The sequence below is a fragment of the Oscillibacter sp. PC13 genome (assembly GCF_900115635.1).
Lineage (GTDB): Bacteria > Bacillota > Clostridia > Oscillospirales > Oscillospiraceae > Oscillibacter.
Map to the genome: position 1 here is coordinate 56,226 of NZ_FOXE01000012.1, position 18,311 is coordinate 74,536.

Below are 18,311 nucleotides of genomic sequence, written 5' to 3' on the forward strand. Positions count from 1 at the left end.
TCAAGGGGACATATGGCTCCGGACTGGAAAGAGCGCGGAGGAAAACCCCCGTGCTCCTTCCAATCTCATTCAGAAAGCGCTAAGAAACGTTCAGAGAGTGTTAAGATTACTGTGCCAGCAGGCCCAGTGCGTTCAGAACCGCCTCGTACTTGGCAGCCTCTTCGTCAATGAAGGTAGAGAACTCCGCACCGGGGATGAACTTGCTGGTTAGGCCGTTGTTGGCCAGATAGCCCTGGGTCCAGTCCTCATCCTCGATGACCTTGCTGAAAACGTCGCACCAGTAATCAACCGATTCCTCGCTCATACCGCCAGGCCCAAAGATACCGCGGAACTGCTGGAATTGCACGTCCTTATAGCCCAGTTCGGTAAAGGTGGGAACATCTGGGAGAACAGAGATACGCTCCGGGCCGAAGGCAGCCAGCAGGGTGCATTCGCCAGCCTCATACTGGCTGATGGCCTCATTGGGGTTATAGATGCCGGCGTCAATGTGGCCGCCCAACATAGCGGTCATAACCTCAGCAGAGGAGTCATAGGCAATGTACTCCAGATCCACACCGCAGTACAACTCGATAAGGCCGGTGCAAACCTCGTCCTCGGTACCAGAGCCGGAGCCGCCGACAGTGATCTTACCGGGATGCTCCTTGGCATAGGCAATGAACTCATCCACAGTCTGGTATTCCGCAGTGGACAGGACACCGATGGTATACTCATCCATTGCCAAGTTGCAGATAGGGGTCAGATCCTTATAGGTGATGCCGTTGCCAGTGATCATAGGGCTGGTGATCTGAGCAGAAACATAGGTGGTGATGGTAGTGCCATCAGGCTTCTTGGTGACAGTGTAAGCATCGCCCACAGCGCCGCCACCACCAGTTTTGTTGTTGATGGTGATAGAGCGATTACCCAGCAGTCCCAGCTTGCCCATTACGTTGGCCGCAGTACGAGCATAGAGGTCAGAACCACCGCCTGCACTGAAAGGACACACAAATTCCACATCGCCGGAGAGAGCAAATGTCTCTGCGCCAGAAGAGCTGGCGCTGCCAGAGCCGGTGGAATTGTTGCCGCTCCCACAGGCTGCCAGGGAAAGGGTCATGGCCGTTGCCATGAGCAGTGCAAGAAACTTTTTCATAGTTTACAATCCTTCCTCTTTCTCTTAATTTTTGGTTCTATTTCTCCTGCGGGCTCCCCCGCAGTGGGATCACTTTTCCGCGTCCTTCTCCACCATCTTGCGGATCAGCATTGCCGCGCGGTCCGTGTTGAAGATGCCGCACATGCAGGGCTTGAAGAGCTCTGCCGCAGCCTGCTCCGGTGTGCAGCGGCCCTTGCGGCACTTCTCTACCATCTCATTGATGAAGTTGACAGAGACCATGGAATGGCCGCACATGGTGGCGATCTCCAGAATCTCGTTGGAGGGCAGCAGATCGGTGCGGCCGATACGACCCAAGGAGGACTCCACCGTATGGGGTTCCAGACCGGCCTTGTGGCAGCACTCCTTCACATGGTCCACGAGGCCGGAGACCACGATGGACATGCCCAGGTCTTCCGCCTTCAGATCCACCAGCATGCCGATGACGTCAGACTCCTCCTTGAAGGTGGCGGTGATGACAGCGCGATCCTCCACGTTGTCGATCATGTGCTGCCGACCCTCCAGATTGTCGTTCAGGTGGAACTTCTCCATCTGATACCACTCGTTGCCGCCGCGGCAATCACCCATTGTGACACAGTGGTTCTTCTCGCAGAGCTGGAAGAAGCGGCGCAGCTTGGGAGCCGAGCCCTCGTGGTTGATATCCTTGCTGGGCATACAGAGGATGACAAAGTCATGCTTCAGATTTTCCTCGGTGCCGACGCGATGTAACGTATGAGACATTATTCTTTCTCCTCCTATTACAATAAGTTTTGGTTGGAAGCCCAGCATCCGGCTGGGCTTCTTTCCGTCTCTTGCCTAAGCTACAATAAGGGAAGCAACTGGCTGACCACGCCCTCCTTGGGCTTTTATGTCCGCAAGCAAGACTGTCAGCCGTCCCCTTATTGCAGCGTTCGATTTGAGCAGGTTGAGCCTTGGAGTTCGTGTCACCCAATAGATTGAATCGGCAATGAGAAAAAGATGGATTCCGGTTGCGATTCATAGATTGGAGGAATACAAATGAACTCTGTAGGCATCGACATTTCCAAAGGAAGAAGCACGGTTTCCGTCATGCGTCCCTTTGGTGAAGTCGTCATCTCGCCCTTTGAAGTCCGTCACACCGACAGTGAACTGAGCGAACTGGCAAAGCAGCTCAAAAGCTTAAACGGTGAGACCCGTGTGGTAATGGAGGCCACAGGGAACTACCATGCGCCGGTGGCAAAACTGCTCCACGACGCAGGGCTATATGTTTCCGTTGTCAATGCAAAGCTGGTGCATGGCTACGGGAACAACGATTTGAGGCGTGTCAAGACCGACAAGAAAGATGCCGTAAAACTGGCGAACTACGGTCTTGACCGCTGGCTTACTTTGCCGAAGTATATCCCAGAAGAAGATACCCGGCTGTTGCTGAAGAGCTGCTACCGACAGTACCGGCAGTATTCCAAGGTGCAGACGGTTTTGAAGAACAATCTGATCTCCTTGCTGGATACTGTTTTTCCAAACACAAACCACCTGTTCAGCAGTCCTGCCCGTGCGGATGGAAGCGAGAAATGGGTGGACTTTGTAGCGGAGTTTTGGCATTGCGAATACGTCTGTGAACGCTCTGAAAGAGCATTCGTCAACCAGTACCAGCGGTGGTGCAGAAAACATGGCTACAATTTCAGCGAGGAGAAAGCACACACCATTTACGCCGAAGCCAGCGGACATATTGGCGTTATGCCAAAAACTGAGACCACGAAGCTTCTTGTGGGGCAGTCCGTGTCCCAGCTTAGAGCAACCTCTGCTGCCCTTGCCGCACTCAAACAGGAAATGCAATCATTAGCCTCCCAGCTGCCGGAATATCCCGTTGTTATGGATATGTTTGGCGTTGGTCCGGCTCTGGGGCCACAGCTTATAGCTGAAATTGGGGATGTGCGTCGTTTCTATTCCAAGAAAGCGCTTGTGGCCTACGCTGGCATTGATGCCCCGCCAAATGACTCTGGCGATGTGACCGGCAGGCACAAGAGCATGAGCAAAGTTGGTGCTGCCTCTCTGCGCAGGACGCTGTTCCTTGTCATGACCGTCTACTTGCAGAAGTTGCCACAGGATGAACCGGTCTACCAGTTCATGGACAGGAAGCGAGCTGAGGGCAAGCCCTACCGCGTCTACATGATGGCTTCCGCCAACAAGTTCCTGCGGATCTACTACGCCACGGTGAAGGCATACTTGGAGTCTTTAGAGCAAGTCTGAATTCTGTTGAATAGGCATTGGGCTGGTCGCCGTTTCAAATTTGAGATGCAAAGCGGCTTGGATTAGTGCGTCCTTTTTCCTCTACTCAAAATTTTTGATCTTCCTTCTTGACAAAACTTAGCAGGTCTTACTTCTTTTCCTGATAGAGGGGGCGGCCAAGACCCACGTTGGTCTTGCCGTTGAGGGAGCACCAAACGCCCAGCTTCTTCACGATCTCCATATGGGGCAGGTTACCCTCCTTGTCCACCTTAGAGCAGATGTCCAGGCTCAGGAAACAGTCCAGAGTTTCAGCGGTCTTGTAGATCGTGCGAAGAACCGTTTCGGCCTTCTCACAGGGGACGGTCATCTCAACAATGGCGCTGAGCACCTTCTCATTGAGAAGCTCTTCCTTGAATTTGCCGGTCTTGGGATCGCTCATCATGGTGGTGACGGGGTTGCACTCTTCAAATTCAACGCCTTCGGCAGCCACGGCCATCGCGACCTTCTCCGCGTCATAAAGACGCGCGCCATAGCAGGGACGTCCCAGCTCCACCGCGATGCCGATGGTGCCGTCAGGGAAACGGCCAGTGACCTCGTTGGTCTTCATCTCTTCCGTTCCGCGACCGGAGATGCCGGATTCCGGGGCAATGGTCAGCACATCGCTCATCAGGCTGCGGACGCTCCGGGGATATTCCAGCGGCTGCTGATAGATGGCCTTCTTGGGACAGACGTTGGCACGCAGACAGACACCGCACTCCACACACTCGTCAAAGTCGATATCCACCACTTTATCCGTCTTTTTAATGGCGGACACGGGACACCGGTTCATGCACAGCCCACAATTGACGCACAGGTCTTTGTTGATACGCATACATTACTTCCTCTCTTCGTTGATTCACTGTCGTTGCTTCTATCTTTGCAAATCAGATCTCTCTTCCGATTATACAAGCAGCCATTTCCCGGAGCAACAGGTAAGCTCTTCCCGCCGCTCCGGGAAAGCGGCGTTTCTTTTACTTTTCTGCCACCAGACGCAGATAGGTCTCGGTACGCTCTTCGGCGTCCCGCTGCGCCTTGGCCAACAGCTCGTCGGCGATCTCCGGGAACTTCCGGTAGAGGGAGGAGTAGCGCACCTCGCCGGAGATCTTGTACATGTTGGGCAGCATCAGCATGAGACCCTGGCTGGCAGTATAGGTGCTGGCCAGCGCGCCGCCCTCGTGCTGCATCTCCCGGACTTCCACCGTCTGGCCGAAGATGTTCTTCCGCCCCTTGGCGCTCCACTCGTCGATAAGCTCCGCCATGGTGGAGGAGGGAGTGATGGGATAGATGGTGGTGACCTCCGTGAAGGCATAGGAGGCGTAAGCCGCCGCCGTATTGCCGTCCATCGTCGCCCGCTTGAGTGCCTTGCTCATTAGAGTCTCCTCTTCTTGCGCATTTACACTGCTTTATTACTACATTATAGAATATCATTTTTTATAATAGTATGATAGTACCAAATTGACTGCGTTTCAAGCTGTTTTTTCCATTTTCGGCATCTTTTTGCGTTTTGTCTTGCCTTTCCGCAGTAATTGGCGATCTTTTGTGCTATTTCTTTCTGTTTTATGCGTTTTTTTATCGAATCCTGCCGAAAAAGTTGTCGGCAAAATCACGAATACCGTTCTACCTCGTCAATTACTCAGAAATCCGTGAGCTGGGCCGGGCGTTTCTCCAAGAAGGCAGTCATTCCTTCCTTCTTATCGTGGGTCGCAAAGGAGAGGCCAAAATTGATAGCCTCCAACTCCAGGCCACTGGCAAGATCCGTGTCCATGCCGCTCTCGATGCTGGCTTTCGCCAGGGAAATGGCATAGCTCCCCTTGCTGAGGATGCGTTCCGCCATAGAGCGGCACTCCGCCAGCAGGGCATCCTTGGCTACGACCTTATTGACGAGGCCGATGCGGTGGGCTTCCTGGGCATCAATGCGGTCACAGGTGAAGCTCAGTTCCTTTGCGCGGCCTTTTCCTACAAGACGCGCCAGACGCTGGGTACCGCCAAACCCAGGCAGAATTTCAAGGCCGCATTCCGGCTGCCCCAAAACAGCGCTCTCCGCTGCCACCCGAATATCGCAGGCCATTGCCAGCTCACAGCCGCCGCCCAAAGCGTAGCCATTCACCGCGGCAATGGTAACTTGCGGCATCTTCTCCAAGCGAGAAAAGGCCTCGTCTGCCAGCAGGGCCATCGCCCGGCCAGCGGCAGGCTCCGTATTCACCATCTCTGAAATATCTGCTCCCGCCACAAAAGCCTTTTCTCTGCTGCCGGTCAGCAAAACCACTCGGACATCCTTCCTGCCCTCCAGCTCCGCAAAGCAGTTTTTCAGTTCCGTCAGAGTCTCGCTGTTTAGAGCGTTTGGCGCCTTTGGACGATCGATCGTCACCAGAGCAATCCCATTTGCGACTTCCAGTTTGATATTGTTCATTGTATTTCCTCCTATGCCTTGACAAAGTAAAGTTGTGTCGCACATATTCTATATTGTAGTATAATATATTGTAATATAGTTCTTTGGGTTGCCAATAGAAAAATCACATTTTTCCCTCTTCTGCGTAAAATCATAACCACCAGTAAACTGGTGGTTTGGCCTGCCCCTGAAAGGGGCTATTACCGGCTTAGCCCCTAAAAGGAGCGTCGAATTATAATATCGCATCACACGCACTGCCACCCGTGAACGGGTAGAATGTATTATTTCCAGCATGACGCTCTCTTTCAGCGGCCTACTCACAAGTATTTGCTTTCCTTCGGAAAGCCTCATGCTAAAGCTATTTTTCTTCCCCCGGTAAAACCGGAGGTTGTATTCTACGCCTAAAGGCACCAATACAAAAAGTACCCGGCGACATCCCGCCAGGCACGGTTGTGGGTTTTCTCAATTTACTGCACGATGCGGTAGTAGGTGCGGGCGGTTAAAAGGTAGACGAGCCCATAGATCACAGCGAAGACCAGAAAGGTGCCCGCCGTGGAGAGCAGGGTGACGCCGTTCTCGTGGAGGCCGAACAGGATGAGAAGGTGCAGCATCAGCTTGAAGTCAAAGGCCACATGGACGGCCGCCACCAGCAGCGGGGCAAAGAACACCACTAGGATCTGAGAGCCGATGGACTTCTTTACCATTTTCCGCTCCAGACCCATGTCCTGCATGATGCGGTAGCGCTCCCGATCCTCATAGCCCTCGGAGACCTGCTTATAGTAGATGATGAGCACCGCCGCCATGATGAAAAGGAGCCCCAGGAAGAAGCCACCGTTGAGGGAGAAGTACTCTCCGGAGAATTCCTCCCTGCCTTCCGTCAGGGCGATCTCCCAGCTGCCCACTTCCTCCGCGCCGTAGCCCTGATCGAAGGTCAGCTCCTCCGTCAGGGTCAGCTGGGTGTCCTCGTCCACGTTCAGATCGCAGAAGCTCTGAAAGACCATGGCGTTGGGGTCGCTGCCGGGAACGCGGGTACGCTGGGCTTCCACCTGGGCGTTCCAGACCGCCCGCAGCGCCGCATCGTCCTTTACCGTCAGCCAGACGGGAGAGTTGATGTTGACGAAAGCGCTGCCCACCGCCGGGAAGTCCCCGGTGAGCCTGGCGGCCTCCACGGTGATCTCGGAGTATTCGCCGCTCACGGCATCGCCCTCCATCGCCGCAGGATTCAGGGAAAAGCGCAGCGTTACCGGAGCAAAATCCGCGGGTTTCTCCCCTGTGACAACTTCTGCGTCCGCCGCCGTCAGGAAGTAGACATCCTTGGTGTCCGCCTGGTACTCATACTGGCGGATGTATGGTAAAATGGGTTCATCGGATAACGATGCCCGTTCACCATAGGGCGCTGTTTCTGGTCAAACGGTTTTCCGCTGGAAATGCCGCCTGTGATGCGTAGGTCACAGGCAGCACCTTCGTCTTTTGCCGTCTGGTGTGCTTTTTCGTGAAACGGCGCATTACCACGCCGAACGGCAAATGCCGTTCGCTGCCGGATAGCGCTCTGTTCCGTGTGGATAGGCACACGGAACAAAGAAAACTTTCGCTGTTTTCACTTGCCTTGATTTTTACCTTCGATTTTGCCGCTCTTTCCGAACGTCGTTCCTGCCCGGAGGTCTGCTCCTGGCGTTTCGTCCCCATTGGTACGCTCGCGCTTTCGCGGTCATGGCGGATACTTCGCCGGGGGACGTATCCCGTTCGGATGGTTATTCGATTTTCAAGGTGCAGGTGCGGGTACAAAACCATTGTAGCGAAAAAATAGCCCTTTCCCGTATATCCAAGAGGTAGGAAATCAGGCAAAAAAGCGCCGATTTCCACGCTTATGGATGAGGACAGGAAGGGCAGGAAATGAAGGGGGGACACGATGCAGGTAAAAACCGACGCATCGGAGAGAATCAAGGATCTGCGGGTTGAACAGCATTTGACGCTGGAACAGCTTGCGGCGCTGACGGAGCTTTCCAGCTCTGCCATCGGCAAGTATGAGAGCGGCGATTCCAAGGACATTAGTGCGTTCGCCATTGTGAGACTGGCGGAAAAGCTGGGCGTTTCCACGGACTATCTGCTGGGCGTGACAGAAAATAAAAATCACCCAAACACAGAGCCGAGCGCACTGCATCTGAGTGATGCTGCGGTGGATGTATTGAAAACGGGAAAGTTCAACCATCGGCTGCTGTCGGAACTGATCTGCCACAAGGGATTCCGGCGCTTTATGCTGGATGCGGAGATATACGTTGACCGGATCGCGGATATGCGGATCAAGGATATGAACACCGTCCTTGAAACCACCCGGCAAATGGTCTTACAAAAATACGGCGAGGACAGCGACGATCTTTATCTGCAAACGCTAAAAGCAGCGCAGGTGCAGGAGGATGAATACTTCGGGCATCTTGTTACGAAAGCCTTGAAGGATATTCTGCGAGACATTCGGGAGGAACACAGGGACGATGCGCTGACGGCTGACGATGAGCTGTCCGTTGCAGAGGTGCAGGAGCGGTTGACCAAGGTCATGAGCTTTGAGGGCAGCGCAGAGGAAAAGAAAGTGCGGTCGGTCCTTGCCACCCTCGGCATCGACTATGACAAGCTCACCAAGGAGCAGCTTGCCGCGCAGATAGAAATACTCAAGCTGTCCAAGCACATGAAAAGCCCTATCAGCCAGCGGGGTAAGCTGCGTTCTCATGGCAAGGGCAGAAAGAAGCGCAGATAGCAAAAACAGGAGACCATACCTGCCCGCATGGGGTGGGTATGGTCTCCTGTCGATTTCTCAGTCCTCAAGCTGGTGTTCGCGGGAGTTTTTGCAGTATTCCTCGATGTCGCCGTTTAGCACAAGGTCGGCGTATTCCAGCGGCTTGTTGTAGATCAGCCAGTCCAGCTCGGAGCGGTCAAAGCGGTTGTCCGCGACCTCACCTTCCACAGCGGTACAGTCGATGGAGATCATGCTGCCGTCTGCGAAAAGCAGCTCCACGCAGGCCGTGTCGATATTGAACGCGCAGGAAATGATTTTGCCCATGTTGAAAACCTCTGTCAGATTTGATTTTCAGCAAAGCGTCTGTAAGCGTGGGTTTTGGGTGGTTGGTGTGAAAGTATCCTTAACTAAGGGAAAGCCCGGTCTCCCAGGCGGATACCGCCTGCCGGGTGACGAAGAGCTTTTCCGCCAGTGCTTCCTGGGTCATGCCGCAGGTGGAACGGAGCCGCCGGATGTGTTTTCCCACCGATGCCATCGGTGCACCTCCTTCTAAAAAACTGGCCCCAGTCTAGCACAGACTGGGGCTGGAAGTCACGCAAAGGCTGTTTGCGCCGCTCAATAAGCCAGCTTTTCCACCGTCCAGCCGGCAATCAGTTCCGCGTAAAACCGGCAGACGGCTTTCCCGGTCTCCAGGTCGAGGTTGATATAATTTCCGCACTCTGCGGGGCTTTTCCCGGGCATCTCGCCAGAGAAGGACGCGGCGGCAGTGAATACCTCCTGCAGCAGGGTGATGGCCCCCTCACAGGAGAGCAGCCGGTTGTCAAAGAGGAAGTAGAACCCGGTCTGGCAGCCCATAGGGCCAAAGTAGATGACAGCCTCCTTGTCCCCGGAGTTCCGCAGCAGCGTGGCAATCAGGTGTTCGGCAGAGTGCATCTCCGCGTTGGTCAGAAGATCGCCGGTGTTTGGTTTCTTGAACCTCAGGTCGAAGGTGACAACGTCTCCATCCCGGCGGGAGTAGTACAGCCCGGGTGCCAGCTTGTTGTGGTCTACGGTAAAGCTTGCGATGCGGTTCATGTTAAAGCGCCTCCTTTTGCAGTGCCTGGGCCAGGGGCAGAACAACTCTGCCCAGATTTTCCAGGGCCTGTCCAAAATCAAAATACTCGTCCGCCTGATTGTCGGAAAACAGATGGTCGGAGACGGATTTGAGAGACACGAGCTTTACGCCGTTGCGCAGGCACACCTGGGCGATGGCGCCGCCCTCCATTTCCACCAGCATGGGATGGAAGGTGTCCCGAATCCAAGCAGAGCGTTCCCCCTTGGTGGCGAACCAATCTCCAGTGGCCACCCGGCCGGTGACAACGGAGAAACCGAGACGTTGCAGAAGCAGCGCACACCGCTCCGGTTCCCAGGTTGGGAATGCGACCTGATTGACTGTGGAAACCAGCCCAATGGGATCTCCAACGGCGGTGGTGTCTACATCGTGCTGGACGAATTCAGACGCAACCACCAGGGATCCAATGGGCAGGTCTGTGGCACACCCGGCGACTCCTGCGTTCAAAATCAGATCTACGCCGTATTTCAGGCAGAAAATTTCCGCCGCCATGGCGGCGTTCACTTTGCTGACACCGCCGGCACAGGCCAGGATGTGGGGGGCAATTTCAAAGAAAGGCACGCCAGAGACAATTTCACAGGGCTCCAGCTCTTTCGCTCCCGGCAGGGCATGAAGCTCCACCGGCATGGCGAATTGCAGTCCAATTTTCATGGGTTCCTCCTCCAAACGAGTACAATTCCGTATTTATTTTACCACGGCCACTTGAGTTCGGCAATGCAAAAAAACAGGGCGTGAACAGCTGTTCACGCCCTGTTTGAGTATCTGATCAGCCCTTAACAATGGCGGCGGTGTCCATGGCGATCATGAGCTCCTCGTTGGTGGGGATGAGGAGAACCTTCACCGTGGAATCGGCAGCAGAGATGACAGCCTCCTTACCGCGAACGTTGTTTGCTTCAGCGTCCATCTTCACCCCCATGAATTCAAGGCCGGAGGCAATATCCAGACGCTGACTGACAGAGTTTTCGCCAACGCCTGCGGTAAAGATAATGGCGTCCACACCGCCCATGGCAGCGGCATATGCACCAATCAGCTTCTTCACGCCATAGTTGAACATGTCGACGGCCAGACCAGCGCGCTCATTGCCCTCCTTGTGGGCGTTTTCCAAGTCACGGAAATCAGAGGAGACACCGGAGACGCCCTGCACGCCGGACTTTTTGTTCAACACATTCAGCATTTCGTCGATGCTCATGTTGTACTTGTTCATCACATACTGCAGAATACCTGCGTCCAAGTCGCCGGAACGGGTGCCCATAGGCAGGCCGGCCAGGGGCGTGAAGCCCATGGAGGTATCCACGCTCTTGCCGCCGTCCACGGCGGTGACGGAGGAACCGTTGCCCAAATGGCAGCTGATCAGCTTCAGCTCCTCGGGTTTCTTGCCCAGCATAGCGGCTGCACGGGCTGCCACATACTTGTGGGAGGTGCCGTGGAAGCCATAACGGCGAACCTTGTCGTTTTCGTAATACTCATAAGGCAAGGCGTACATATACGCTTTGGCGGGCATGGTCTGGTGGAAGGCGGTATCGAACACACCGACCATGGGAACGCCGGGCATGCAGGCCTGGCAGGCCTTGATGCCGGTGATATTGGCGGGGTTGTGGAGCGGAGCCAGGGGGATGCAGTCCTCCAGAGCCTGCATAACCTCATCGGTGATGAGAACGGACTGATTGAACGCCTCACCGCCATGCACCACCCGGTGGCCAACGGCGTCGATTTCCTTCATGGAGCCGATGACGCCGTTCTTGGGATCCACCAGAGCGTCCAGCACCGTCTGGATGGCCTCGGAATGGGTGGGCATCGCCACATCCACGGCGTCCAGCTTTTCCTTGCCGTCCACCTGGGGTTTATAGGTGAACTTGCCGTCGATACCGATGCGCTCGCAAAGGCCCTTGGCCAGCAGGTCGCCTGTCTCGGGATTCAGCAGCTGATACTTCAGGGAAGAGCTGCCCGCGTTGATGACGAGAATGTTCATAAATTCACGACTCCTCTTCTTCCGTGGAAAACCTTGCGGGTTTTCCTGAATTGATATAAAATAAAAAATATTCTTTTGACTTTCCATATCAAACAGACGGAAAATCACACATTACTTATTATAACAAAGAATTTCCAGGTTACAACCGCCATTTTTACCGAAATGTCACTTTTTTGTCATTGATTCGAGGTGAAATCTGTGCAAATTGCAGGTATTATCATAGAGTACAATCCTATGCACAGCGGACATATGCATTTGCTGAAGGAGACACGGGCCCGGCTGGGAGCAAATGGAGCGATTATCTGCGTCATGAGCGGAAACTTCGTGCAGCGGGGTGACTTTGCGGTGCTGGGCAAGCTGCCCCGGGCGGAGGCGGCTGTCCGCAGTGGGGCGGATTTGGTTTTGGAGCTTCCGCTGCCGTGGGCTGTCTCCTCAGCAGAGCGTTTTGCTGATGGCGGGGTTCAGGCCTTGATGGCCACGGGACTGGTGACGCATTTGGCATTTGGAAGCGAATGCGGCGACGCGGCAGCCCTGCAGCGGGTAGCCTCTGCGCTTGTTAGCGAGGTTTTTTCCCACCACCTGAAGCGGGAGTTACCTTTGGGAAACAGTTTTGCCGCCGCACGCCAGAGAGCCGCCGCCGCACTTCTCCCGCCGGAGGATGTGTCACTGCTGTCGGCTCCCAATAATATCCTGGGAGTAGAGTACTGTAAGAGCCTTCTGCTTCATCACTCCGCAATGCAGCCGCTGACAGTGCCCCGGCGCGGAGCGGCTCACGATGATGAGACAGCGAGGGAAGAACATCCATCCGCCTCTGCGCTTCGTGCCCGTCTGCGGAATGGGGAGCGGGACGCCGCGATGGTCCTTATGACGCCGGCCATGGCGGAGATTTATCGTCGGGAGGAGGATGCAGGCCGTGCTCCCGTGTTTGGGAATATTTGTGAGAGGGCGGTTTTGGCTCGCCTGCGGTCTATGACGGAGGCAGAGTTTTCCATGTTGGACGAAGGGCGCGAGGGACTTTGCAACCGGCTGTACGCGGCTTCCCGGAAAGCCGCTTCTCTGGAGGAACTGCTTGCTGCCGCCAAGACAAAACGGTACGCCTATGCCCGGCTGCGCCGGATGACTCTTTGGGCTTACCTGGGACTGATGCCGGCAGATTTCCCTAAAAACCTGCCATACCTGCGGGTGCTGGCTGCAAATCGCACCGGCTGCGGCTTGTTGGCAAAGATGCGGAAGTGTGCGGTGCTGCCGGTGCTGACAAAGCCCGCGGATGTACGGCGCCTGGACACGGCCGCCCGGCGCCTGTTTGCACAGGAGGCTCGCGCTACGGACTTGTATACACTGGCGTATCCCAATCTTGCCGCCGCAGCAGGCGGAACAGAGTGGAAAGAGGGACCTGTTATTCTGTAATTCTGTAAACCCTCCGGAAACATCCGGAAAGGAGCGTCAATATGACGACATTCATTGCGCTGCTTTTGGCAGTTAGTATGTTGAGCGGCTGTTCCAACGCTTCAGTTACGAATATCAAGAGCACACCTGCTGAATTTTCTGTGTCTGCAATTTTAGCAGAGGCGAAACCGGAGGCAGTCACCTATACGGTGGAACTTCAGACGGTGGAGAATACTGCTGAAGCGGAAGACGGTACGTTGCTGGTTCATTACAAATTTGAACTGCCGGTGATGACTGCTGTCCGGAAAGATGGAAGCGAGATTCTCCAAGCAGCGAACGAGACGGAGCGTGCGGCACTGCTTATCGTTGAATCCTTTAACAGCCAGTTTGCGGACTGGCTTGACAGGGGAGAGTTTTCGGCTTTGGCTGCGGCTGCCGAGGAGGACCGCACGTGGCAGGTGCTTAACGGAGGAGAATGGATCGGTGCCTATGAGCTGGGACTGACCTGTGACCTCTACCAGACCGGAGAGCTGATCAGTGTTGCGGCGGAATATTACAGCTACACTGGCGGGGCCCACCCAAACACCAGCTTGCTGGCATGGAACTTTGATCTGACAACAGGACAGTTTTTCACACCCGCTATCCTCGCGGCAGATGGGCAGGACTTCCTGGCTGCGGTTCAGGAGGAAATTGTCCGTCAGGCCAATATCCCATTGGAGGACGGTACGGTTCCGGCAGCCGGCTATTGGGAGGATTATGAGGAAATTGCTGCAGACTGGAGCAGCTATGCGGTTTCTTTTGACGAAACTGGTATGAAGGTGGCGTTCTCGCCCTATGAAATTGCCTGCTATGCCGCAGGGCCGCAGGTATTCAGCCTGCCATATGAGTTATTGCTGCCGCATCTCAGTGATCACGGCAAGGTAATTTTGGAGTTGGGGACAACAGAAGACTGAATGAAAAGGCGCGGACCATCGGTCTGCGCTTTTTATACTTGACATACCTAGAATATCTATGTATTCTGTACATAGATATTCTAGGTATACAGAGAATCGGAGACGCAGTATGAGAAAAAAACAGAACATGGAACATACGCAGCTGCTGGTGCTCTCTCTGCTGGCAGGAGAGGATATGTACGGCTATCAGATGATCGTGGAGCTGGCCCGCCGCTCCGACCGCACCTTTGAGATGAAGGAGGGTACGCTGTATCCGGTACTCCATGGGCTGGAGCGGGACGGGCTGGTGGAAGCGTACCAACAGGAGACACACACGGGCCGGGTGCGGAAATATTACCATCTGACACGCCGCGGCGCGGCACAACTGAAAGAGGACGCAGCGGCCTGGAATACCTATGCCGGTGCGGTGAACGCGGTGCTCCGCAGCAGCGCGTCCATGGCGTGAGATGAACCGGCGGGAATTCTGCAGCCAGGTGCTGCAATCTATGCACCGGCTGACCAGAAGAGAAGAGGAGGCTGTCCGGCAGGAATTGGAGGGCCATCTGGAGGACCACATCTGTGCCCTGATGGAATTGGGCTATGACGAGGCCTTGGCAGAAGAGCGCTCTGTCACCGTTATGGGGGACCCGGCAGAGATCGGCCGGGCCATGGACCGGCAGTACCCGCCCTTCTGGCTGGCCGTCAAGCGGGTGGTCATGGCTCTGACGCTGGTGGCTGTACTTCTGGTGGGAATGCCGCTCTGCCAGACGCTGGACAACACTGCGGAAAATCTGAGGGCCTGCTTCTGCCCGGAAAAGCTGGCGGTTGTCCGGGATTTCAACGACCAGCTTGGGGCGGTGGAGGAGCTGGATTTGCAGGTGGAGTGCGGCGATGTGACGGTGCGGGTCTATCAGGTGGGCCTGGAGAATCCGACAGGAGGCGGCATGGCCTATCTGGCCATAAGCGCTTGGGACAGACGTTTCTTCGCAGAGCAGGTGCCGGGGGATGCGACTGCCGCATTTCTGTGGAACCGATTGGAACTCGTCACTTCTTCGGAGATGAAGCCCGTGGGCGGACATGGCTGGAAGTGGGCTTACATCTATGAGATTCCGGTCAATTACGGCGACAGCGTTCAAATGACATACGACCGGTACGGAAAGAAATTTGACCTGACGGTGGAGCTGCCCTGGGAGGTGCGTGGAGAATGAAATGGAGACGGAAGAAACGCATTCCTACCCGTCGGCGGCTGACCATGCGATGGATGGCGGCACTGCTGCTGTTGATTTTAGTCAGCCACGCGCTGGGGGTCTACTGTCTGACGCCGGAACGGGTCCTGCGGATCCTGGAACGGGAGCAGAATACCGGTGACACGGTGTTTTTGGCAGAAACAGATGTACCGGATGATGAGGGGAACAGCCGTCTGCGGCTCTCCGGAGGGGAGAATGCGGTCATTCTTGCCCGCTATGCATGGTCGTGGAAGCACGGGTGGTACACCAATCTGGCAAAGTATGCGGAGCGGCGGCAGGAGAAGCCCTTCTCGGCGGCGGTCTGCCGCATTCGCTCCGATTACGACCCGGACAAGGGGCAGACAACGGATACCTACTGCGTTTTTGGCTGTGTGGAAGACCCGGGAGTGACGGAGCTGGTGGTTCAGTTTCACGCACTGGAAGGCGGCTTTGACCAGACGGTGCGCCTGACGGCGGCGGACTGGATTTTGGACGGGACAGGGAACCGTTTTTTCCTCTGCGTCCTGCTGCCGGAGACGGACAACTGGAGCAGAGCATGCAGTGTCACCGGTTATTTTGCCGACGGCGCCAGCACGGGAACATTGGAGCTGATGGGCGCAGAGCCGCGCTGGGAATGAACGCGGCACGGCAAGCCGGCAGTTCAAAATAAAAGAGACTGTACCAGAGCGGATACAGTCTCTTTGCTTATTCTTGCAGATGGTGCAGCAAATTGGCTGCGAATGCCTCCAGCCGTGCGTCAATTCCCGGCAGAGCCAGGGCGGTGCCCGCGTCGTTGGCGGTCGCCAGCAGACAGAACCGGGAGGGCAGCCAAAAGCCCTTGTTCATATTCAGGGCGGAAACCAGCTGGCTTGCCACGATATCTCCGCCGGAATAACCGGACACCACGATGCCGAATACGGCCTTGCCCGTGAAGGGGGCGGTGCGGTACAGGGCGGTCAGCCGGTTGATGGCGGCGGTCAGATTGGCGGAGAGAGCATCGTTGTAGTTGGGGCACAGCAGCACCACCGCGTCTGCCTCACGGATGGCGGGATAGACCTCCTGCACCATGACGCCGCCATAAAAGCAGTCTCCCTGCTCGCCATAATGGAGACACATGGTATAGGGGCAGCCGGAGCAGTCCTCCAGCGTGCCGTTTCGCAGTCCGATTTCCGTAATGGAGCAGGTGTTCTCCAGCTGCTTGCGCACCCGGCTCCACAGGGCCAGAGTGTTGGAGGTTTTGTGGTTGGAGGCGTGGAGCACCAGGAGCTTGGGCCGGGAATGCCGGGGAGGGGAGAAGTCCAGAATGCGCCGAACCAGGTCCGCGGAAGCCAGGTCCGCGGCCTCTGACAGCCCGCAGCCCGCGTTTTTTGCCTGCACAGTAAAGTTTTGCAGAGTTCCCGTGCACTCCACCAGCGGGCGGCCGGGAAACCGACAGCCCGCGAGATTTGCCGCAAGCACCAGCTCCCGGCCAATGGCCTTGGTGTACAGATCTCCGGCGCCGTCGATCAGGATGCCGCCAACGCTCCCGGCAAGGCACCCGGGGTGTGCCCGCAAAAAGGCCAGCAGATCATAAAACCCATGGCTGACGCCGCTCTCCGGCAGGGAGACGGCAAAGAAAAGGCGGCGCTCCGCCAGCGGATCCGTCAGCCAGGAGACCCGCTGAAAAGCGTGCCCGGCCAGCGCGGCGGAGAGAAGGCGCTCAAAACGTTCTCCGGCGGGGGAGCCGGGGCAGATCACAGTCAGCATGGAATCACCTCTCCTCTTTGTCATTTACTCCGTTTTTCCTGAAGTACGATTCTGGCAGGCACGGCGCCAGTCAATCCTGGGAATTGTGGGCGGCCGCCTTCGTCAGATAATTGCCCTCAGCAACGTCTCCGTCTCCTGAAGGCGGGCGAACAGCGCGTCCGGCAGAGAGGCGGTTTCCAGTTCCAGACCGGCGGGAGTGAAGCGGTTTCGGACGCCGAACCACACATCTCCCAGGCAGACAGAGCTGCAGTGCCACTGTCCCCGCAGCGTCAGCAGCAGCTGCAATGCCCCGGAGGACAGCGCCGGAGCCACATATGGCTTGAAACCGAGTTCCCGGATCCGCAGATTGGCCTCCAGAACCTGCTGCGTCAACTCCTGGGAAAGCGCGTCATCGTAGTGGGCAATGGAGTTGGCAATGACCAGGCCCTGGCCATGGGGACCAAAGCTGCGGCCTTCTTCCAAAAAGGAGCGGAACCGGGAATCCTGTTTTGCAATATATGCTGCCCTGGCGTTCATCACGCCAAGACCGAAACCCTGAATCTGCTCCGGCCGCAGACCGCCGCCGTCCCATATGCCGTCCGGCCCCATATTGGAAGCGAGATAGGCGGCCTTACACAGGGGGTCTACCGGATCCGAGAGAATGGCAAACAGCCCCCGAAATGCGGAAGAACGCGCCTGCCGGGCATAGGCCTCTATAATGGTGCGGTTGGCGTCAAACTGGGTCATCCGCACATCCCGGATGCCGCTGCCAACCGGAGGAATACTGCGGGTGGCGGAAAAAATGACAACATCACAGTCAAACAGGCGCTCGGGAGGGATGGGTTCCACCGGAGGCAGCGATTCATAGTCCCATGGCCAGGAAACCTGCCCCATTTCGGCAGCCCAGCGAGCCACAGTATGTTCGCTGAGATCGCAGATACCGATATGCTCAATACAGTCACGGCCAAGCAGCTTTAGGGCAGTCAGCAAAGTCCCCCCCACATCACCCACTGCCAGCAGATTCACCCGGCACTTCGCAGCGTGCGTGCCGGGCGGCTCCAAAATACTCTGCCACTTAGGATGCTGTATATTGACTGCCCGAAGAGTCCGGGTACTAATCCGGCGTTGGATGCGCCGGGACAGCGTTGGAATTTCAACAGACATCCGGTTCGGGTCCAGCCAAGTGACATCCTCCTCCGCAGCAGTCAGCTGCCGGGAAGATGAGACGCAATAGGCTGCCAGACTGTGCTGCGGATCCCGGGATACCAGAAAGACCACGGGTACCTGGGCAGCGGGCATTTCCGCCGCTTCCAGGGGAAGGTTTGGAAGAAGGGAGGCAAAAAGCTGATCGTGATAGCGATAGTAGTACATGGACACACCCCGTTTTTTGATGGCATTAAACAACCAGACGGCCGCGAGGCACCCATACTGTCTGTTGCAATGCGGCAGTGAAGAACCGAGTTGGATCAGAAGAATGG

At 56.1% G+C, this 18,311-nt stretch carries 19 protein-coding genes and 1 pseudogene; 7 read left to right on the forward strand and 13 right to left on the reverse strand.

Features of this window, described 5'->3' with window-relative positions; all coding sequences use genetic code 11:
* Positions 1-106: 106 nt before the first annotated feature.
* Both BMZ81_RS08695 and BMZ81_RS08700 read right to left on the reverse strand, forming a co-directional pair.
* Positions 107-1,126, reverse strand: a complete 1,020-nt coding sequence (locus BMZ81_RS08695) for a Bug family tripartite tricarboxylate transporter substrate binding protein (protein ID WP_091131002.1) — start codon at positions 1,124-1,126, stop codon at positions 107-109.
* Between the two features lie 69 nt (positions 1,127-1,195).
* Complete coding sequence (locus BMZ81_RS08700; RefSeq protein ID WP_091131005.1) at positions 1,196-1,864, reverse strand: hypothetical protein; 669 nt, start codon at positions 1,862-1,864, stop codon at positions 1,196-1,198.
* Positions 1,865-2,140: 276 nt separating this feature from the next.
* Here BMZ81_RS08700 and BMZ81_RS08705 point away from each other — a divergent pair, with 276 nt between their 5' ends.
* Positions 2,141-3,349: an IS110 family RNA-guided transposase gene (locus BMZ81_RS08705; RefSeq protein WP_091131008.1), complete on the forward strand. Its 1,209-nt coding sequence runs from the start codon at positions 2,141-2,143 to the stop codon at positions 3,347-3,349.
* 127 nt (positions 3,350-3,476) lie between these two features.
* On the opposite strand, the gene BMZ81_RS08710 is transcribed toward BMZ81_RS08705, so the two are convergent.
* From BMZ81_RS08710 to BMZ81_RS08725, 4 genes and pseudogenes are all read right to left on the reverse strand, one after another.
* A complete protein-coding gene (locus BMZ81_RS08710; protein ID WP_091131009.1) occupies positions 3,477-4,199 on the reverse strand; it encodes a 4Fe-4S binding protein in 723 nt (240 codons plus the stop codon).
* Between the two features lie 256 nt (positions 4,200-4,455).
* Positions 4,456-4,737: pseudogene (locus tag BMZ81_RS08715) on the reverse strand (hypothetical protein); the annotation flags it as partial.
* 263 nt (positions 4,738-5,000) lie between these two features.
* Positions 5,001-5,777, reverse strand: coding sequence for an enoyl-CoA hydratase-related protein (locus BMZ81_RS08720; protein WP_091131012.1), 777 nt, complete (start codon positions 5,775-5,777; stop codon positions 5,001-5,003).
* 446 nt (positions 5,778-6,223) lie between these two features.
* Complete coding sequence (locus BMZ81_RS08725; protein ID WP_091131013.1) at positions 6,224-6,952, reverse strand: ABC transporter permease; 729 nt, start codon at positions 6,950-6,952, stop codon at positions 6,224-6,226.
* Between the two features lie 713 nt (positions 6,953-7,665).
* Between BMZ81_RS08725 and BMZ81_RS08730 the strand changes: the two genes are divergently transcribed.
* Entirely contained in the window at positions 7,666-8,505 is an 840-nt protein-coding gene (locus tag BMZ81_RS08730) for a helix-turn-helix domain-containing protein (RefSeq protein WP_091131016.1), read from the forward strand.
* A gap of 57 nt (positions 8,506-8,562) precedes the next feature.
* On the opposite strand, the gene BMZ81_RS08735 is transcribed toward BMZ81_RS08730, so the two are convergent.
* From BMZ81_RS08735 to BMZ81_RS08755, 5 genes are all read right to left on the reverse strand, one after another.
* Positions 8,563-8,808 carry a DUF6061 family protein gene (locus BMZ81_RS08735; protein WP_091131019.1) on the reverse strand — a complete coding sequence of 82 codons (246 nt, stop codon included), beginning with the start codon at positions 8,806-8,808 and terminating at the stop codon, positions 8,563-8,565.
* Positions 8,809-8,887: 79 nt separating this feature from the next.
* Entirely contained in the window at positions 8,888-9,019 is a 132-nt protein-coding gene (locus BMZ81_RS08740; protein ID WP_091131021.1) for a helix-turn-helix transcriptional regulator, read from the reverse strand.
* Between the two features lie 80 nt (positions 9,020-9,099).
* Complete coding sequence (locus tag BMZ81_RS08745; protein ID WP_091131024.1) at positions 9,100-9,558, reverse strand: S-ribosylhomocysteine lyase; 459 nt, start codon at positions 9,556-9,558, stop codon at positions 9,100-9,102.
* A 1-nt stretch (position 9,559) separates the two neighbouring features.
* The gene (locus BMZ81_RS08750) at positions 9,560-10,246 is read right to left on the reverse strand and encodes a 5'-methylthioadenosine/S-adenosylhomocysteine nucleosidase (protein WP_091131026.1); all 687 of its coding nucleotides are present in this window, start codon (positions 10,244-10,246) and stop codon (positions 9,560-9,562) included.
* Positions 10,247-10,361: 115 nt separating this feature from the next.
* Positions 10,362-11,564, reverse strand: coding sequence for an acetate/propionate family kinase (locus BMZ81_RS08755; RefSeq protein ID WP_091131028.1), 1,203 nt, complete (start codon positions 11,562-11,564; stop codon positions 10,362-10,364).
* Positions 11,565-11,762: 198 nt separating this feature from the next.
* Between BMZ81_RS08755 and BMZ81_RS08760 the strand changes: the two genes are divergently transcribed.
* The 5 genes from BMZ81_RS08760 to BMZ81_RS08780 all read left to right on the forward strand — a co-directional run bounded on the left by BMZ81_RS08760 (position 11,763) and on the right by BMZ81_RS08780 (position 15,746).
* Complete coding sequence (locus BMZ81_RS08760) at positions 11,763-12,971, forward strand: tRNA(Met) cytidine acetate ligase (protein ID WP_091131030.1); 1,209 nt, start codon at positions 11,763-11,765, stop codon at positions 12,969-12,971.
* A 41-nt stretch (positions 12,972-13,012) separates the two neighbouring features.
* A complete protein-coding gene (locus BMZ81_RS08765; protein WP_091131033.1) occupies positions 13,013-13,903 on the forward strand; it encodes a DUF3298 and DUF4163 domain-containing protein in 891 nt (296 codons plus the stop codon).
* 109 nt (positions 13,904-14,012) lie between these two features.
* Complete coding sequence (locus BMZ81_RS08770; protein ID WP_091131035.1) at positions 14,013-14,348, forward strand: PadR family transcriptional regulator; 336 nt, start codon at positions 14,013-14,015, stop codon at positions 14,346-14,348.
* A 40-nt stretch (positions 14,349-14,388) separates the two neighbouring features.
* A complete protein-coding gene (locus BMZ81_RS08775; RefSeq protein WP_143072760.1) occupies positions 14,389-15,090 on the forward strand; it encodes a permease prefix domain 1-containing protein in 702 nt (233 codons plus the stop codon).
* The gene (locus tag BMZ81_RS08780; RefSeq protein ID WP_091131040.1) at positions 15,087-15,746 is read left to right on the forward strand and encodes a hypothetical protein; all 660 of its coding nucleotides are present in this window, start codon (positions 15,087-15,089) and stop codon (positions 15,744-15,746) included. The genes BMZ81_RS08775 and BMZ81_RS08780 overlap by 4 nt, the downstream gene beginning before the upstream one ends.
* A gap of 67 nt (positions 15,747-15,813) precedes the next feature.
* On the opposite strand, the gene BMZ81_RS08785 is transcribed toward BMZ81_RS08780, so the two are convergent.
* Positions 15,814-16,878, reverse strand: a complete 1,065-nt coding sequence (locus BMZ81_RS08785; protein WP_242942606.1) for an NAD(P)H-dependent oxidoreductase — start codon at positions 16,876-16,878, stop codon at positions 15,814-15,816.
* A 78-nt stretch (positions 16,879-16,956) separates the two neighbouring features.
* Positions 16,957-18,204, reverse strand: coding sequence for a lactate dehydrogenase (locus BMZ81_RS08790; RefSeq protein ID WP_091131044.1), 1,248 nt, complete (start codon positions 18,202-18,204; stop codon positions 16,957-16,959).
* Between the last annotated feature and the right edge of the window lie 107 nt (positions 18,205-18,311).

Coding starts and splice junctions, on each gene's coding strand:
- BMZ81_RS08735 (WP_091131019.1), bottom strand. CDS start 8,808: ATGGGCAAAATCATTTCCTGCGCGTTCAATATCGACACGGCCTGCGTG.
- BMZ81_RS08745 (WP_091131024.1), bottom strand. CDS start 9,558: ATGAACCGCATCGCAAGCTTTACCGTAGACCACAACAAGCTGGCACCC.
- BMZ81_RS08740 (WP_091131021.1), bottom strand. CDS start 9,019: ATGGCATCGGTGGGAAAACACATCCGGCGGCTCCGTTCCACCTGCGGC.
- BMZ81_RS08775 (WP_143072760.1), top strand. CDS start 14,389: ATGCACCGGCTGACCAGAAGAGAAGAGGAGGCTGTCCGGCAGGAATTG.
- BMZ81_RS08765 (WP_091131033.1), top strand. CDS start 13,013: ATGACGACATTCATTGCGCTGCTTTTGGCAGTTAGTATGTTGAGCGGC.
- BMZ81_RS08720 (WP_091131012.1), bottom strand. CDS start 5,777: ATGAACAATATCAAACTGGAAGTCGCAAATGGGATTGCTCTGGTGACG.
- BMZ81_RS08730 (WP_091131016.1), top strand. CDS start 7,666: ATGCAGGTAAAAACCGACGCATCGGAGAGAATCAAGGATCTGCGGGTT.
- BMZ81_RS08695 (WP_091131002.1), bottom strand. CDS start 1,126: ATGAAAAAGTTTCTTGCACTGCTCATGGCAACGGCCATGACCCTTTCC.
- BMZ81_RS08785 (WP_242942606.1), bottom strand. CDS start 16,878: ATGACAAAGAGGAGAGGTGATTCCATGCTGACTGTGATCTGCCCCGGC.
- BMZ81_RS08705 (WP_091131008.1), top strand. CDS start 2,141: ATGAACTCTGTAGGCATCGACATTTCCAAAGGAAGAAGCACGGTTTCC.
- BMZ81_RS08750 (WP_091131026.1), bottom strand. CDS start 10,246: ATGAAAATTGGACTGCAATTCGCCATGCCGGTGGAGCTTCATGCCCTG.
- BMZ81_RS08780 (WP_091131040.1), top strand. CDS start 15,087: ATGAAATGGAGACGGAAGAAACGCATTCCTACCCGTCGGCGGCTGACC.
- BMZ81_RS08700 (WP_091131005.1), bottom strand. CDS start 1,864: ATGTCTCATACGTTACATCGCGTCGGCACCGAGGAAAATCTGAAGCAT.
- BMZ81_RS08755 (WP_091131028.1), bottom strand. CDS start 11,564: ATGAACATTCTCGTCATCAACGCGGGCAGCTCTTCCCTGAAGTATCAG.
- BMZ81_RS08790 (WP_091131044.1), bottom strand. CDS start 18,204: ATGTACTACTATCGCTATCACGATCAGCTTTTTGCCTCCCTTCTTCCA.
- BMZ81_RS08710 (WP_091131009.1), bottom strand. CDS start 4,199: ATGCGTATCAACAAAGACCTGTGCGTCAATTGTGGGCTGTGCATGAAC.
- BMZ81_RS08770 (WP_091131035.1), top strand. CDS start 14,013: ATGAGAAAAAAACAGAACATGGAACATACGCAGCTGCTGGTGCTCTCT.